This is a genomic window from Viridibacillus soli, assembly GCF_016612995.1.
GTDB lineage: Bacteria > Bacillota > Bacilli > Bacillales_A > Planococcaceae > Viridibacillus > Viridibacillus soli.
The window spans coordinates 114216-128317 of sequence record NZ_JAEOAH010000004.1 but is presented as its reverse complement, the minus strand read 5'-3'; the positions used below and the strand labels follow the sequence as shown (position 1 = coordinate 128317).

Genomic DNA, 14102 nt, shown 5'->3' with positions numbered 1-14102 from the left:
ATATCATTATTGTAAAAGAATAATTGAAGTTGTACACTATACATAAATATATGTTCTAAACTACTTGTAAGAAAGGGAAGAATAAGTGAGAAATCTAAAATTTTTTCTTAATAAAGAAAATGAATTCCTTAGAAATATTTTAATATTTACAACTTCATTACCTTTAGGATTATACAATATCTTTGTATTATCAAAAGATCGTTATACAGCATTAATATTGGGGATAGTCTGTGTTATGGCTAGTTTTGTTGTTCTATATGACATTATTACCTCTTTAGTAACTTATAAAGATTATAAAACATTAAAATTGAATAAATAATTGATATGCATTCAACAATTATTTGTAATTTTTCTTTCAGGCCCAAAACCTACAGTAAAAGAGTCAATTTCCTGTTACATAAAGAAATTGACTTTTCGTATTATTTCATTCACTAAGCTCCCATTAGAGAATGAAATAATCATATATATGCGTATACTAATAGCTATTTTCAACGCGTTTTAATTCCCCAAGAGTTACGGTTACCAATCCGGACTATCATCATTTCTCACTCTAACTTTAAATACTTTTGGATCCAAATTATTTTTTTTGACCAACTTATTAAAAATAGATTTTACCTCTTCTTGTTCCTTTTTAGTAGCCTCTCTGTTTGTTAATGCAAATTTCACCCAAGTTACACCTTTAGGATACTCCGCTATTAGCATCACGTGGTCGTACCCTTCCTTTCTCAATTTTTTATGTACTTGTTCGTAGAAACCACCCTTTTTATATAGGTACTCTTGAAAGTCATCAAATTTTTTTATAGCTGCTTCACGTTTCTCTTGAGATAATTTAGAAAACTCATCATAGGATTCTTCTTTTGCTACTGAAAATTTGTTGAAAATAAATAGAGATGTCACGACCAGTAAAAGTAAAGCAACTACAATTAGACCCATTTTCTCCTTCTGCAGCAAGACCACTCCTAATGTTTTTGATGTTGTACCTATATATATTGTTCAATATCAAGTGGTATGAACTAAAGAAAAGCCATTACATGAAAAAAGTCGAATTCCTATAGCCTCAAGGAACCGACTTTTCTTATTTATTACAATAGCATTAGCTAGTATTACATAAATCAATACTAAGCCTGCAATTAGCAAAATAATATGCATTTAAGGATTATTTGATGGATTTTCAGGGAGATCTGGTCTTCACTATTTTTTCATTTCCGTTTCTTCCCTATATGTATCGACACATTTTTTGCATATACAATGCTTTGCTTTACTCTCTGGAGGAACTAACTCAAAAATCCCTTTTGGAAATTCCCCTTCTATATAACACCAGCAGTTACCTTGGCCTTCGATTCCTGCCATACATCTGTTTCCCTCTCCACATAAAGGGAAATTTTTGTCAGTCATTCATAGCACCTCTAATTCTTTCACCATATAAGTTAAGTATTACATAGATGGGAACATTTTTTGTGAAGAATTACAACCTCTTAAGAAGCTGCAAATTTCAACAATTCCTCATAATACTTCGCAGGATCACTTATTTTATTTTCTACGAAAAATTTTGCCATAGTTTGAATCTCAGCAATATAATCGCTTTCTAAAATTTGCTCTCCCCCTTTGAAAGTTGTTAATTTAACAACATCCTTAACACTTTAATGTCGGATTCTAGTAATGACAGTGAATAAAACAACAAAGCTAACCATACTTTGTATTGGAGGTGTCTAAATTTAAAAAAAGAATAATTGGTATTGTACTTGTAGTTTGCGTTGTAATTGGCGCACTTATCTTCGTTAATAATCCTTTTGAAAAAACAAATTACCAATCTACTGAGGTAGTAAATAATGAGGCAATAAATAGCGAGTTATCAACTCTAACGTTAAATATTCTAAAAGGTTTAAGTGATTCAAAGGCCGTCTTGACCATAAAAACAGACTATCAAAAGTCGATTACTATCGAAACTTCTATAAAAAATTCTGACAAAAATGCTAAGAAACTTGCTATAGATATTGAGGATAGTGTAAAAGAAATATTGGAATCTGAGGAACTTAATTCGATAACTAAAATAGAGTCTTATAAGATATTTGTGATGGATAGTGACGGAAAAGCGATAGATTAAGACATATGAAAAAGCGCTGAATTTCAGCGCTTTTTCACATTTTAAAAGGAGGATAGCGTAGTGAAAATATTATTTATTATTATTTTAAACTCTAATGTCGGTTACTATTTGGTAAAACAACTGTCACATTTGTATCGTTGAAAATGATGATGATCTTAAAAGATAAATCATAGTATTTTTTTGCATCTGTATAAGTTAGCTCTTTTTCTATAAATTTTCCGTTTGATATTTGGTTTTTCATATTTCTTAATTCGTTAAACGTTGTAAATGTTTCGACATTAATTAAGTTGTTTTCTTTTAGTAACTGGATGTCTTTATGTGAATGGGTTAGCTCACTAGTAGGAAAATTTGGGCCAAGGCGATTTATTGTGGATCGTAGTTCATTTTCAACCTTTCCCCAAGTCATTGAAATAGACTTACTTGGGGAAATTTTTGCCATCGTTAGAATTTCACCATCCTGATGTTCCTTTACGGAAGGATCATTCTCGGTTACATTAGGGTGACCTAGTTCTTTTTCTAGATGATCTATTTTTTCGCCAAAATCAAGCTCTATATCGTTGAAGGAGAATTTTGTTAGATTCATTAAAATAGAGGAAATTTGTTTTCTAAATAATACAATAGCTAGTATTATCACTATTGGCCAGATCAAATCATCAACTAATGCAGCTATAAATTCTGTTACATTCATTGTATCCCTCCCATCCAAATTGGCTGCTATTACTTTAAATAGTGCTATTCCCCCTTTGTTTAATGTATTAAGAAAATATTATTGTGTGTGGTTCACTTGTACAACATATTTAAAGTACTTTTTATTAGTCATCACATTTCACCTTTGTATAGCGCAGCGCTTGTTTACTATCATTAATACCTCTTGTTGTTGGATCAATGACAGAATTATAAACAGCGACTACCACAGAAAACAGTACGAATGGATTTGAAACGGCTTGCTGTAATACATCAAATAACTTTGGCCAAGTACTTACATCTTGACCTGTAATACCAAGATAACCCCCAATTGATGATGCGACCGCTAAAAACATATGGAACCAAAATTGCGGGTTTTTAAATCGAATTGTCCAGTTAATCTTCATTTTCATTCCCCCTTAGTTAATTATTCATATGTTCTGCACAGGGCTTTCTTGCTTGGAGAGTTGGTTTAATTGTTTAGAGAATTATTTTCCGAGAGTTGTTTTGTGCTACTCGGAGACTGGTTGGTACTACTCAAAACCAAATTTTTATACTCTTTTAAATATTTACAATACTTTCTATATCAAATATATCTTCTCTAACTTATACTGATATCAATGCTTTATGTTGTTTTTTCTACATATGGGGGTGTTTTGATAAATAGACAGCATGCGGGGATGATTATTGGAGGGATTTTGTTTTTAGTTGTGGCGATGGGGATCAGTCGTTTTGCACTCACGCCCATTTTACCTTTTATGCGAGAAGATACTGGTTTATCTGTAGAGACGGCGGGGATGCTGGCATCTGCAAATTATGTTGGGTATTTTATCGGGGCATTATGGGCCGGATTTATTAGCCAACATCCGAAAGCGATACTCGGCTGGTGCGCGCTCATCAATGTGCTTTCTATTTTTGGTATGGGGCTCCTTGATGGATTATGGGTTTGGCTTGTTTTACGCTTAATTGCTGGCATTACGGGTGGGTTGATGTTCGTTTTAACCTCTAGTATGCTGATGGATTATTTGGCTGGATATTTATTGACAAAGTGGTCGGGCTATATCTTTAGTGGCATTGGATTAGGTATTGCCCTGTCAGGAATTTTCGTACCGGTTTTGGCATCATCTTTTTCTTGGCAAGAGGCTTGGGTTGGACTTGGGGTATTGTCCGTGTTGTGCGTGTTGACGACTCTGTTTTTATGGCGTAAGTTGACACCTTATGAACAAGATAAGAAGGCTTTTGTTTCTGAGAAGATTTGGAAGGGTTTTATGCCTTGGATTGCGATTGCATATGCATTAGAAGGGCTTGGTTATATTGTTACCGGGACGTTTTTAGTTGATATTATTCATGAAATTCATGACTTGAGGGACTATGCTGCATATAGTTGGGTGGTTGTGGGCATTGGTGCTATTCCATCTGCACCTGTGTGGATTATGTTAATGTCAAAATATTCACCAGTCCGAATGATTTCTGCGGCGTATGTGCTACAAGTTATCGGTATAGTACTTCCAATTGTGTCACCTTCTATTTTTGGTGTCATGGCGTCCGCATTTTTATTTGGTATGACTTTTGTTGGGATTGTAACGATGACTACTTCTTATGCTAGGCAGCTATTTCCGACAAAAAGCGCGAGTGTCGTTTCTTCACTTACGACTGTCTATGCCTTGGGGCAAATTGTCGGTCCTTTGATTGCTGGAAAGCTTGCTTCTTATTATAAAAGTTATGATGTTGCCCTGCTATTTGCAGGCGGAGTTGTAGCATTTGCACTAATTCTAATGTTGTTCGGAAAGTGGAAGACGACGGAGAGAGAAGATGCAGAAAGTTATGTTGCTGTTAAAAATATAGCGAAATAATTATTCCAATTGATTCTTTGAAATAAAATTTGATGAGATTTCTGTTAAGACTTTTATTAAAAGAACCTATAGAAAGAGCATGTTTTGAAAGATTGGTCAAAACATGCTCTTATTTATCAAGAAAAACGCGCTACTTAAAAAAGTTGTATTATGTTCTTTACTTTTTCTATAGACGTATTAAAAACAGAATAGGAAAAAAAGCTATCCACTTTTATAAATGGATAGCTTTTTCTTGTTTCTATTCTTGAATATAGAGAGACAATTTATCTTGATACCATTCATATTCTGCAAAATCTTCTACGATATGGGCATTTTCAAACTCGGCTTGTACTTCTTGTAGCATGTTTTTAATATCTTGTGGAAAAAATCGTGCGCTTAAATGATTGAGCAGTAAGTTTTTTGCACCTGCTTTGATGGCTACATTGGCAGCGTCCATATTTGTGGAATGTCCATAGTTTGCAGCTAGTGTTTCCGTAGCATGATTAAATGTTGATTCATGAACGACGATATCGGCATTTTCACTAAGTAAAATTGCGTTTTCACATGAGCGTGTGTCCCCTAAAATTGTGACGATAAAGCCCTTTTTAGGTGGCCCTGTCACATCACTACTTTTCACAATGCGACCGTCCTCTAATGTAATGTCTAAACCTTTTTTAAGTTGACCTAATAACGGACCATTTGGCACGTCTAATTCACGTGCTTTTTCAATTTGTAATGTACCTGGTAAAGGTTTTTGTACAATGCGATAACCAAAGCAAGGTATGACATGCTGAAGTGACTTTGCTGTAACAATAAAGTCTTCATCTTCAAATACGATTCCTTCCATAACCTCAACAAATTCAATTGGATAATTAAGATGCGTTTGTGACAGCTGGAATGTGAGCTCTACCCATTGCTTTAAACCGGCTGGGCCATAAATCGTAAGCAGTTCCTCTCCACCTTGGAAGGAGCGTGAACTAAGCAAGCCAGGGAGTCCCAATATGTGATCTCCATGTAAATGAGTGATGAAGATTTTCTCTAATTTTCTTGGCTTTAATGTTGTATGTAAAATTTGATGTTGCGTCGCTTCTCCACAATCAAATAGCCAAAATGTGCCACGTTCTTCTAATAATTTAACGGCTAATGCACTTGTATTACGCTCTTTAGATGGCATTCCTGCACCTGTTCCAAGAAATTGTATTTGCAAAAGGATCCCTCCTATTCTTTATGATGATCGTCCAAAAAGTCCTTACTAAAACTCGTTTGTGATTCGTACGTGGGCTTTTTCTTGTCATTCATGCCCTTGGAAATGATTGCTTTGCCGAATTTCTGTTGTAGCTGTGCAACAACTTGGATAATCGGCTCCTCTTTTGCATGCTGTTCAAAGTTAAAAATAGATAGTTGTTCGGCTGTTTCTTTGCGATCAATAACATTGCTCATTGTCACACCAAGTAAACGAACGGGTTCGCCGTGCCAATGCTTTTTTGCTAAACTCTCCGCTGTTTCTAGTATGTCTGATTTATTGAAAATGGCATTTGCAGTTGTTTTGCTACGACTTGAGTTATGCCAGTCAGCATCTCGAATTTGGATGGATACGGTATGCCCTGCTAAATTTTTGGCAGATAGACGTTTAGCGACCTTTTCACAGAGGCCATCAATTGTATTACGGAGTTCGTCCCATTCGACTAAATCAACAGGCAATGTTGTGGAATTGCCTACACTTTTTGTGTCATAAATCGCATTGGGATCAACTTCTCTGTTATCGTTACCATTTGCTCTGTCTTTTAGTCTTACGCCATTTTTACCTAGATTGCTTTTTAAAAAGCCTTCTGGGGATTGTGCTAAATCACCGATTGTGTTGATTTTCAACTCGTTTAGTTTTTTTGCTGTACTTTCTCCAACACCGTGCATATCAATAACTGGCAATGCCCATATGGTTTTAGGCAGTTCACGCTTTCTTAAAATAGTAATGCCCATTGGTTTTTTCATATCAGAAGCAGTTTTGGCCAAAAATTTATTCGGTGCAATACCGATGGAAGATGGAAGATCAAGCTCACTTAAGATGCGCTGTTGCATAGTTTCTGCCAGTTCTATTGCTTCCTTCCCTTGTACAAGATCCGTTACATCGATATAGCCTTCATCAATTGAAACCGGTTCTACTAGTTCGGTATATGTTCGTAGTATATCAAACATCGCCTTTGAAGCGATGCGATAACGTTCAAAATTGGGTGGTAAGAGGATAAGCTCAGGGCATTTACGCTTCGCTTCCCACACAGCCATTGTTGTATAAACCCCTTTTGCTCTTGCTTCATAAGAGCAAGTTACAAGAATGCCGCGTCGCTCCTTTGGATTTCCTGCAATGGCGACTGCCTTTCCTTTAAGCGTTGGATCATGTGCTTGTTCAACAGAGGCATAGAAACAATTCATATCGATATGAAAAATAATACGCCCTTTTTGTTTCCGCTCCGCCATCACACATCTCTCCTGCTTCATTATTATGTATAGTATACCAAAAAAACGAACAGACGTTGCGTTTTCCTACTCTAGTAGGCTTTAGTAATGCAAATTTTTTTTCAGTCCATTATAAAAGGGCATCCTCTGTTTGCAGTACGATAACGCGTACTTGATCTCCTAATGCTTGACCTTTGTATAGGATTTGTTCGAAATCTAATATCGGTATTAGTTCCCCGCGCATTCTCATTAAACCTGTTACATAGCTTGGTAAGTGTGGAATGGGATTGATATGCTCCATTTTCTCAATGGATACGACGTGATCAACGGGAACGGCGTATTCTTCTTGGCCACATCGGAAAACGACTACTTTACTACTAGACATTGGCTTCTTCCTCTTCTTGTAAAATATATTATTTAACTTCAGCAGCGCATTTTACAACTTCCACTAATAAGTCCGCAAGTTTTTCCAACTCTTCAACTGGAATGCGTTCTTTTGTTGTGTGGATGTCTTCATACCCGACAGCAAGATTGACTGTAGGGATGCCAAAACCTGCGATAACATTTGCATCACTACCACCACCACTTGTCATAATCTCCGGTGTTCGACCAATTTTACTTACTGCATCTTTGGCTACTTTTACGACTAAATCATCTTCTGTAAAATGGAAGCCTGGATACATGCGCTTAATAGTTACTTCGGCTTTCCCGCCCATCTTTTCAGCTGTTTGTTCGAAAACTTCTTTCATATGCGCTGTTTGTACTTCTAATTTTGCTGCGTTAATAGAACGTGCTTCAGCTAAAATATGTACTTCATCACAAACGATATTCGTTGCTTGTCCGCCTTCGAAACGGCCGATATTCGCTGTTGTTTCTGCATCTAAACGTCCTAATTTCATAGCTGCAATTGATTTTGCAGCTATTGTAATCGCTGAGATTCCTTTTTCAGGAGCTACACCAGCGTGAGCAGTTTTACCATAAATGACAGCATCCACTTTTGCTTGGAAAGGTGCTGCAGTTACGATACCGCCGACTTTACCATCACTATCAACGGCAAAGCCATATTTGGCAAAGATTTTCGATGAATCTAACTCTTTTGCTCCCGCTAAACCACTTTCTTCACCAGCAGTGATGATGTACTGGATATCACCATGCGCGATATTTTGTTCTTTTAAACGTTTTGCTAATTCAAGCAGAGCTGCTATTCCCGCTTTATCATCGGCACCTAAAATAGTTGTACCATCTGAATGGATGTAGCCGTCCTCTTTGATGATAGGTTTAATACCTTTCCCCGGAACAACCGTGTCCATATGTGATGTAAAGTAAATCGATTGTGCGTCTATTGATCCACGCAATGTACATATTAAGTTACCTGATGCATGACCATTACGGCTCGCCGCATCATCTTCTTCTACTTCAAAGCCCAAAGCTTCTAATTTACTTTTTAATACAGGTGAAATTTTCTCTTCATGAAATGTTTCAGAATCAATTTGTACAAGTTCTAAAAATTCTTCTACGATTCGGCTTGTCATAATACAAGAACTCCTTTATGTAATAGATTTTTTATCTTTATACTCCTTATTTTAGCATAGAATAGCAATGAACTCTTGTAATTTACTTAGGCACTCTATCTTTCCCATTACTTCAGAAATATTAAATTCAGCTAGTCTATTCGGTCATTTATCTGGTGAATTTTTCATTACCAGTTCTAGCACTCCAAAACAAATATTATTTTGACATTTTACGCTCCCACGGACTATTTTCTACAATAAAAAATAGTTCTATGCTTGTCTATGCTCGAATTTCATGGTTCTATGCTCGTTTAGGATTTTTTCACTAAAATAAAAGACTACTCCGCACTTATTAGTGTGAGTAGTCTTGGAAGATGAGTTTACTTAGTATATCCAGCTTCAAGCGCTAGACTCTCGAGGTCACTTCCACTTTCTCGGACAAAAGCTGAAAAGATGCTTTTGTTTCGAAAGTTACAGTGCTTGTCGAGTCTGAACGAGCGCTTTCAGCATTTACTCAGATATCCAGCTTCGGACGCCAGCTGCTCGGGTCACTTCGGTCTCTCGGCACAAGACAAAAAGCGTCTTGCGTTCGAGCCCTCCAGTGCCTGTCGTAGCTAGACGGGCGTCCTCAGCATTTACAGTGGAATATTTCCATGTTTCTTAGCTGGTCTTGTTTCTTTTTTCGTTTTCATCATATCAAGGGCTTGGATTAGTTTGATACGTGTTTCGCGTGGGTCGATTACGTCGTCCACTAGGCCGTGTGAAGCGGCTACGTATGGGTTTGCGAATTTTTCACGGTATTCTTCAATTTTCGCTGCACGTGTTGCTTCTGGATCGTCACTGTTATCAATTTCACGAGCGAAGATGATATTTGCAGCTCCGTTTGGTCCCATTACAGCGATTTCAGCGTTTGGCCAAGCAAATACCAAATCAGCACCAATCGCTTTAGAGTTAAGTGCTACGTATGCACCACCGTATGCTTTACGAAGGATAACTGTAATTTTCGGTACAGTTGCTTCTGAGTATGCATAAAGAATTTTCGCGCCGTGACGGATGATACCGCCGTGCTCTTGTTTAATCCCTGGGAAGAAGCCCGTTACGTCTTCAAACGTGATGATTGGAATATTGAATGAGTCGCAGAAACGGATGAAGCGAGATGCTTTATCAGATGAGTCAATATCAAGTCCACCAGCCATTACTTTTGGTTGGTTACATACAAGACCTACAACGTCGCCTTTAATACGCGCCAGCCCTACTACGACATTTTTCGCAAATTCTTTATGCACTTCCATAAATGAACTTGGATCAACGATTTCTTCGATTACTTTACGTATATCGTATGGACGTGTAGCTTCAACCGGTACTAATTCAATGATATTCCCTAAATAATCATCATTGTCTTGTGGTTCAATGCTAGGTGGTTTTTGTTCGTTGTTTTGTGGTAAATATGCAAGTAAATCTCGTACTTGATTAAGTACTTCTTCTTCAGTTGGTCCGCGGAAATGAGCAGCTCCACTAATTGAGTTATGTACTTTTGCTCCACCTAAGTCTTCAGAAGAAATCTTCTCTCCTGTCACTGTTTCGATAACTTTAGGTCCAGTAATGAACATTTGGCTTGTCTTATCTACCATGAATACGAAGTCAGTAATTGCTGGAGAATATACTGCACCGCCTGCACAAGGCCCCATGATTACTGAAATTTGTGGAATCACACCAGAATAGATTGAGTTACGGTAGAAAATATGGCCATATCCATCAAGAGATACAACACCCTCTTGTATACGGGCACCACCAGAATCATTTAAGCCAACGAATGGTGTACCATTTTTAGCTGCTAAATCCATAACATTCGCAATTTTCATAGCATGCATTTCCCCAAGTGCACCGCCGAAAACTGTAAAGTCTTGTGAGAATAAGTAAATTGGACGACCATTTACTTTACCGTAACCGGTTACAACGCCGTCACCAGGGCCTTCTTTTTTATCCATACCGAAGTCTACTGTACGATGTACAACGAAAGGATTAATCTCAACAAAGGTACCTTCGTCTAAAAGTAAGTCAATACGTTCACGAGCAGTTAGTTTACCTTTTTCATGTTGTTTTACGATGCGGTCATCACCGCCACCTAATTCAATTTCACGTTTCTTGTCATATAGTTCATTGATTTTATCGTACATATCCATAGATGATTACTCCTTCGATTCACTTTTATCGTATAACTCGTAAAGCACTCCATTAGAAGATTTCGGATGAATAAAAGCCATTTTAGAGCCTCCAGCGCCTGGACGCGGCTCATCAGATAGTAGGCGAACGCCCTGTTCACGAAGATCTGTCATCTTGCTTTCAATACCAGTAACACCTAAAGCAACGTGATGAATGCCTTCGCCTCTTTTTTCAATAAATTTAAAGATAGCGCTTTCTTCACTCATCGGTTCAAGTAATTCAATATGTGTATTCCCTGCATCTATAAATGCAACACGAACTTGCTCGGTAACTACTTCTTCAATTTTCAGCAATGGTAAGCCTAGCACATCTGTGTAATATATAATTTGTTCATCAAGATTACGGACTGCTATACCGATGTGATCAACGTTCTCCACTTCTCCCCAACCCCTTCTTTGTTATATAACACAATTGTACCTAATTTTATTTAATAATTCTAGCACTTGTGTAATTTTTCAAATTTGATAAAATATTTGTAGGAAAAGAAGGAGCGAGCGAATTATGGGAAATAAGAACTTTCAAAAAACTGTTGTCTATGCAATGATTATTATCATGGTAGTTTCTACACTAGCTTTCGGTTTAGCAGCAATGCAGTAATTCACTTTGCCTATGCAAACTTAGACAATGGATTTGCAAAAAAACAGCGTAGTCGTGAATTTAATCACTACTATGCTGTTTTTTTATATTGATACCCTTAAAGGATTGTTTAATAGCTAAATAATGGTCCATTTCTTCGATGAATAGTATCGATACTCCATTACGGCTATTAGAATTCTACCTTTCTTATCGTTCCCCTTCTATCAATATAATTCATGGTCAATTCATTGTTTGGGGGACTTTCTGGTGGTTGTGGGGGACTCGCAACCGGAACGAAGAAGAAATACAGGTATTTATTAAAGAAGGGCTATTGAAATACTTTGTTAAACCAGAAGGTAAACGTGGTGAATGGATAATTTCAACCGTAGCTATGGAAAAGTGGTATGGTGAAGAACCTATAGAAAAATAAATGTTTCCCCGTCCTTATTATATTTTGGGATGGGATTTTTTCATTTTGGTATTTCGTAAATCGAATATTTAACTAAAGCACCCCGTTCAACAACAAATACTCATCTCTTTCGTAAATGTGAAAAAAAGAAGGGTATGGATTTTCTTCATCAGTAATCCCTTTTTGCACATAAATTCCATTTTCAAAGTCTAATTCAGGAAAGAATGTATCCTCCTCTTTATCCCCAAGGCACAAATAATTTCTACATCTACTACACGTGAAATTATGACCACATTTAGAAAAAACAGGTTAGCCCAGCAGTTGTCAAACCCAGAACCGATTTATCAGGCTATCGACGAACTCGAGGAGAAAATACAACAAGTGACGTACGAAAAGTTGAAAAAGGAAATGCAATGGGAAAATGCTAGTGATCGTGGGTACATGAAGATACTCCCTAATTTGATATATACACTACCAACGATAACATTTGATCAACAGATGATTATTCGTGGTAGTGATCAGACCGTGCAACTCATCACGTATGGTGGCGGTAACAAGCAAAGTGATGCATTCGTGTACTTGCGTGAAGAAAAAATTTCAGTAATGGGGGATCTGATACTCTAGAAGCATCATCCTGTAATGATTAATGCAAATCCACAGGAATGGCTAAATATTTTGGATCAAGTCGAACTACTTGGTGTAGAAACTATCGTACCGGGGCATGGCGAAGTTTGCTCAATGAAAGAACTTCATGAGGTGAAAGGTTACATAAAAGATATTATTGCATTGGTGACGGAAACCGTTCAAAGTAAGAAAAGTATTGATGATATTTTAGTACTAAAAGCTTATCAAGACTGGTATTTTACTACATATTTTAAAACAAACTTGAAAATAGTTTATGATTTGATCACTAAATCAGGGGATTAAGAAAACGGCAGCTTTTCTTGAACAAGAAACTAAAATAATTCATTCCCTTAAGTCTATTAAAAATCAACAAATCCAACCTTTTTAAATAGAAAGTTGGGATTTGTTTTTATAAAATAATCTGTCTTCTTTCTTAAAGCACTACACTACATTTAAAAATTTTCTTTATAAAACTAATTAAAAAAGCATGATTAAAAATAATGCTTATCACCGAAGACAAGAATCTTTTGTTTTTTAGATTTGAAAACTTCATTTAATCGGTACATAAATATGAATAATATTATGCTGTTCTTTGAGATTTTGAATATTTATCCAGTGTTCCATATCAAATGCGCGAGTGTCATCAAAATTGTTCCTCTTCAGCCATTCATTAATCAAATCGTATGTAGCATCAATTTCCGATTCTGGGCCTTCATGCATAAATAAAATAAATCGTCCTTTAGGTATAATATGGGTAATCATTCCATTCGGAATATCTTGAAATGCTTGAACCTCTGCGGCCACAATATGCGTGAAAGCAACATCCGGCGTCCATTCACCTTCCGAATATATTTGAACCAGATACATGCCATCGTCTATCCTGTTCACAATTTGTGCAGAGCGATCTACTAACGCTTCGCGCAGTTTCTCCACAATACGTGCTTGAATATCGTCATTCAAACTTGCCTGTATGGAATACCCTACTAATTTGATGGCTTGCTTTTCTATAATTTTAACGTTATCCAACAGCATTAGAAGGCCCACCTCCTTAAGTTTTATTTTCAGAATGGATTTCTTGTTATCTTACCGCGCTTAACACTCCTAGTTCTGTTTTTAGATGGTTCAGTTATCCAATCTTCTCTTTTTCCTCTATCTGAATTCTAGATATAGGAGACTTTCAGGAATAACTTTATTATCCTTTGACATCATTCACTTAAACTTTCAAATCATACTCTTCTAATAACTCTCATATTAGATAAAAGGAAACCGTGTTCAGTCATTAAAAATCCACACATTAAATTCCTCATTTTGTTCTTGTAAATACCATCCTGATTTATAATAATAATCATTTAAATAGGAATAGGTCGGACATAGTGAAATGATAGGTAAATCATTTATAGTTTTTAACATCTTTTTTAATAACCCTTGACCGCGATAAATTTTACTAATCGCAAATTGGTATAAAGATATTTTGTTTTGTGTTTTTTTTCGGTAAAACCGAAAAGCCCCTACTACTTGACCTTCTACTGTTGCCACTATCATTTGCTTTCTTCTTATGGCTGCTTTAACTCCAAGAGGACATAAAAACTCTTCAGAATAGACCGCACTGTTATTGCGTTCTAAATTTTCGTTGAAGAACGACACAACTTCAGATATATGAGTTGGATTTGCTAAGGCTATCTGCATAT

General features: G+C 36.5%; 18 protein-coding genes. 6 read left to right on the top strand and 12 right to left on the bottom strand.

Translation table 11 applies throughout. From position 1 onward, the window contains the following. Positions 1–519 precede the first annotated feature (519 nt). Positions 520–933, bottom strand: a complete 414-nt coding sequence (locus tag JFL43_RS04450) for a hypothetical protein (RefSeq protein WP_200748104.1) — start codon at positions 931–933, stop codon at positions 520–522. A gap of 258 nt (positions 934–1191) precedes the next feature. Beyond that, positions 1192–1395, bottom strand: a complete 204-nt coding sequence (locus JFL43_RS04445) for a cysteine-rich CWC family protein (protein ID WP_200748103.1) — start codon at positions 1393–1395, stop codon at positions 1192–1194. A gap of 310 nt (positions 1396–1705) precedes the next feature. On the opposite strand from JFL43_RS04445, the gene JFL43_RS04440 reads away from it, so the two are divergent. After that, a complete protein-coding gene (locus JFL43_RS04440; RefSeq protein WP_200748102.1) occupies positions 1706–2104 on the top strand; it encodes a hypothetical protein in 399 nt (132 codons plus the stop codon). 91 nt (positions 2105–2195) lie between these two features. Here the strand turns inward: JFL43_RS04440 and JFL43_RS04435 are convergent, their stop codons facing one another. Beyond that, positions 2196–2792, bottom strand: coding sequence for a hypothetical protein (locus JFL43_RS04435; protein ID WP_200748101.1), 597 nt, complete (start codon positions 2790–2792; stop codon positions 2196–2198). A 124-nt stretch (positions 2793–2916) separates the two neighbouring features. Continuing rightward, complete coding sequence (locus JFL43_RS04430) at positions 2917–3195, bottom strand: phage holin (protein ID WP_200748100.1); 279 nt, start codon at positions 3193–3195, stop codon at positions 2917–2919. A gap of 249 nt (positions 3196–3444) precedes the next feature. Here JFL43_RS04430 and JFL43_RS04425 point away from each other — a divergent pair, with 249 nt between their 5' ends. After that, the gene (locus JFL43_RS04425; RefSeq protein ID WP_234447589.1) at positions 3445–4641 is read left to right on the top strand and encodes a YbfB/YjiJ family MFS transporter; all 1197 of its coding nucleotides are present in this window, start codon (positions 3445–3447) and stop codon (positions 4639–4641) included. Positions 4642–4879: 238 nt separating this feature from the next. Here JFL43_RS04425 and rnz read toward each other — a convergent pair whose 3' ends face one another. From rnz to mce, 6 genes are all read right to left on the bottom strand, one after another. Further along, positions 4880–5827: a ribonuclease Z gene (gene rnz / locus JFL43_RS04420; protein WP_200748099.1), complete on the bottom strand. Its 948-nt coding sequence runs from the start codon at positions 5825–5827 to the stop codon at positions 4880–4882. An 11-nt stretch (positions 5828–5838) separates the two neighbouring features. Then, the gene (locus tag JFL43_RS04415) at positions 5839–7092 is read right to left on the bottom strand and encodes a DNA polymerase IV (protein ID WP_200748098.1); all 1254 of its coding nucleotides are present in this window, start codon (positions 7090–7092) and stop codon (positions 5839–5841) included. Between the two features lie 109 nt (positions 7093–7201). Then, entirely contained in the window at positions 7202–7456 is a 255-nt protein-coding gene (locus JFL43_RS04410) for a chemotaxis protein CheW (RefSeq protein ID WP_200748097.1), read from the bottom strand. Positions 7457–7484: 28 nt separating this feature from the next. Next, positions 7485–8603, bottom strand: a complete 1119-nt coding sequence (locus tag JFL43_RS04405; protein ID WP_200748096.1) for a M20/M25/M40 family metallo-hydrolase — start codon at positions 8601–8603, stop codon at positions 7485–7487. A 614-nt stretch (positions 8604–9217) separates the two neighbouring features. Beyond that, entirely contained in the window at positions 9218–10765 is a 1548-nt protein-coding gene (locus JFL43_RS04400) for an acyl-CoA carboxylase subunit beta (protein ID WP_100797860.1), read from the bottom strand. A gap of 6 nt (positions 10766–10771) precedes the next feature. Further along, complete coding sequence (gene mce, locus JFL43_RS04395; protein WP_200748095.1) at positions 10772–11182, bottom strand: methylmalonyl-CoA epimerase; 411 nt, start codon at positions 11180–11182, stop codon at positions 10772–10774. A gap of 124 nt (positions 11183–11306) precedes the next feature. On the opposite strand from mce, the gene prli42 reads away from it, so the two are divergent. The 4 genes from prli42 (at position 11307) to JFL43_RS04375 (ending at position 12717) form a co-directional block, all read left to right on the top strand. Next, entirely contained in the window at positions 11307–11402 is a 96-nt protein-coding gene (gene prli42 / locus JFL43_RS04390; RefSeq protein ID WP_157813061.1) for a stressosome-associated protein Prli42, read from the top strand. Between the two features lie 139 nt (positions 11403–11541). Next, on the top strand, positions 11542–11811 hold the full coding sequence (locus tag JFL43_RS04385) for a hypothetical protein (RefSeq protein WP_200748094.1): 270 nt from the start codon (positions 11542–11544) through the stop codon (positions 11809–11811). 300 nt (positions 11812–12111) lie between these two features. Next, positions 12112–12414 carry an MBL fold metallo-hydrolase gene (locus tag JFL43_RS04380; protein ID WP_200748093.1) on the top strand — a complete coding sequence of 101 codons (303 nt, stop codon included), beginning with the start codon at positions 12112–12114 and terminating at the stop codon, positions 12412–12414. Positions 12415–12429: 15 nt separating this feature from the next. Beyond that, positions 12430–12717 (top strand): hypothetical protein, encoded by a 288-nt coding sequence (locus JFL43_RS04375; protein WP_200748092.1) that lies wholly within the window; start codon positions 12430–12432, stop codon positions 12715–12717. A gap of 246 nt (positions 12718–12963) precedes the next feature. On the opposite strand, the gene JFL43_RS04370 is transcribed toward JFL43_RS04375, so the two are convergent. Both JFL43_RS04370 and JFL43_RS04365 read right to left on the bottom strand, forming a co-directional pair. Beyond that, complete coding sequence (locus JFL43_RS04370; RefSeq protein ID WP_200748091.1) at positions 12964–13446, bottom strand: GyrI-like domain-containing protein; 483 nt, start codon at positions 13444–13446, stop codon at positions 12964–12966. A gap of 240 nt (positions 13447–13686) precedes the next feature. Then, a complete protein-coding gene (locus JFL43_RS04365; protein ID WP_200748090.1) occupies positions 13687–14100 on the bottom strand; it encodes a GNAT family N-acetyltransferase in 414 nt (137 codons plus the stop codon). Positions 14101–14102: the final 2 nt, after the last annotated feature.

Bases quoted from the DNA above. Each gene is read 5' to 3' on its own strand.
- JFL43_RS04435 (WP_200748101.1), bottom strand. From the start codon at position 2,792: ATGAATGTAACAGAATTTATAGCTGCATTAGTTGATGATTTGATCTGG.
- JFL43_RS04410 (WP_200748097.1), bottom strand. From the start codon at position 7,456: ATGTCTAGTAGTAAAGTAGTCGTTTTCCGATGTGGCCAAGAAGAATAC.
- JFL43_RS04450 (WP_200748104.1), bottom strand. From the start codon at position 933: ATGGGTCTAATTGTAGTTGCTTTACTTTTACTGGTCGTGACATCTCTA.
- JFL43_RS04365 (WP_200748090.1), bottom strand. From the start codon at position 14,100: ATGCAGATAGCCTTAGCAAATCCAACTCATATATCTGAAGTTGTGTCG.
- JFL43_RS04405 (WP_200748096.1), bottom strand. From the start codon at position 8,603: ATGACAAGCCGAATCGTAGAAGAATTTTTAGAACTTGTACAAATTGAT.
- JFL43_RS04375 (WP_200748092.1), top strand. From the start codon at position 12,430: ATGATTAATGCAAATCCACAGGAATGGCTAAATATTTTGGATCAAGTC.
- JFL43_RS04400 (WP_100797860.1), bottom strand. From the start codon at position 10,765: ATGGATATGTACGATAAAATCAATGAACTATATGACAAGAAACGTGAA.
- JFL43_RS04385 (WP_200748094.1), top strand. From the start codon at position 11,542: ATGAATAGTATCGATACTCCATTACGGCTATTAGAATTCTACCTTTCT.
- JFL43_RS04370 (WP_200748091.1), bottom strand. From the start codon at position 13,446: ATGCTGTTGGATAACGTTAAAATTATAGAAAAGCAAGCCATCAAATTA.
- JFL43_RS04430 (WP_200748100.1), bottom strand. From the start codon at position 3,195: ATGAAGATTAACTGGACAATTCGATTTAAAAACCCGCAATTTTGGTTC.
- JFL43_RS04445 (WP_200748103.1), bottom strand. From the start codon at position 1,395: ATGACTGACAAAAATTTCCCTTTATGTGGAGAGGGAAACAGATGTATG.
- prli42 (WP_157813061.1), top strand. From the start codon at position 11,307: ATGGGAAATAAGAACTTTCAAAAAACTGTTGTCTATGCAATGATTATT.
- JFL43_RS04415 (WP_200748098.1), bottom strand. From the start codon at position 7,092: ATGGCGGAGCGGAAACAAAAAGGGCGTATTATTTTTCATATCGATATG.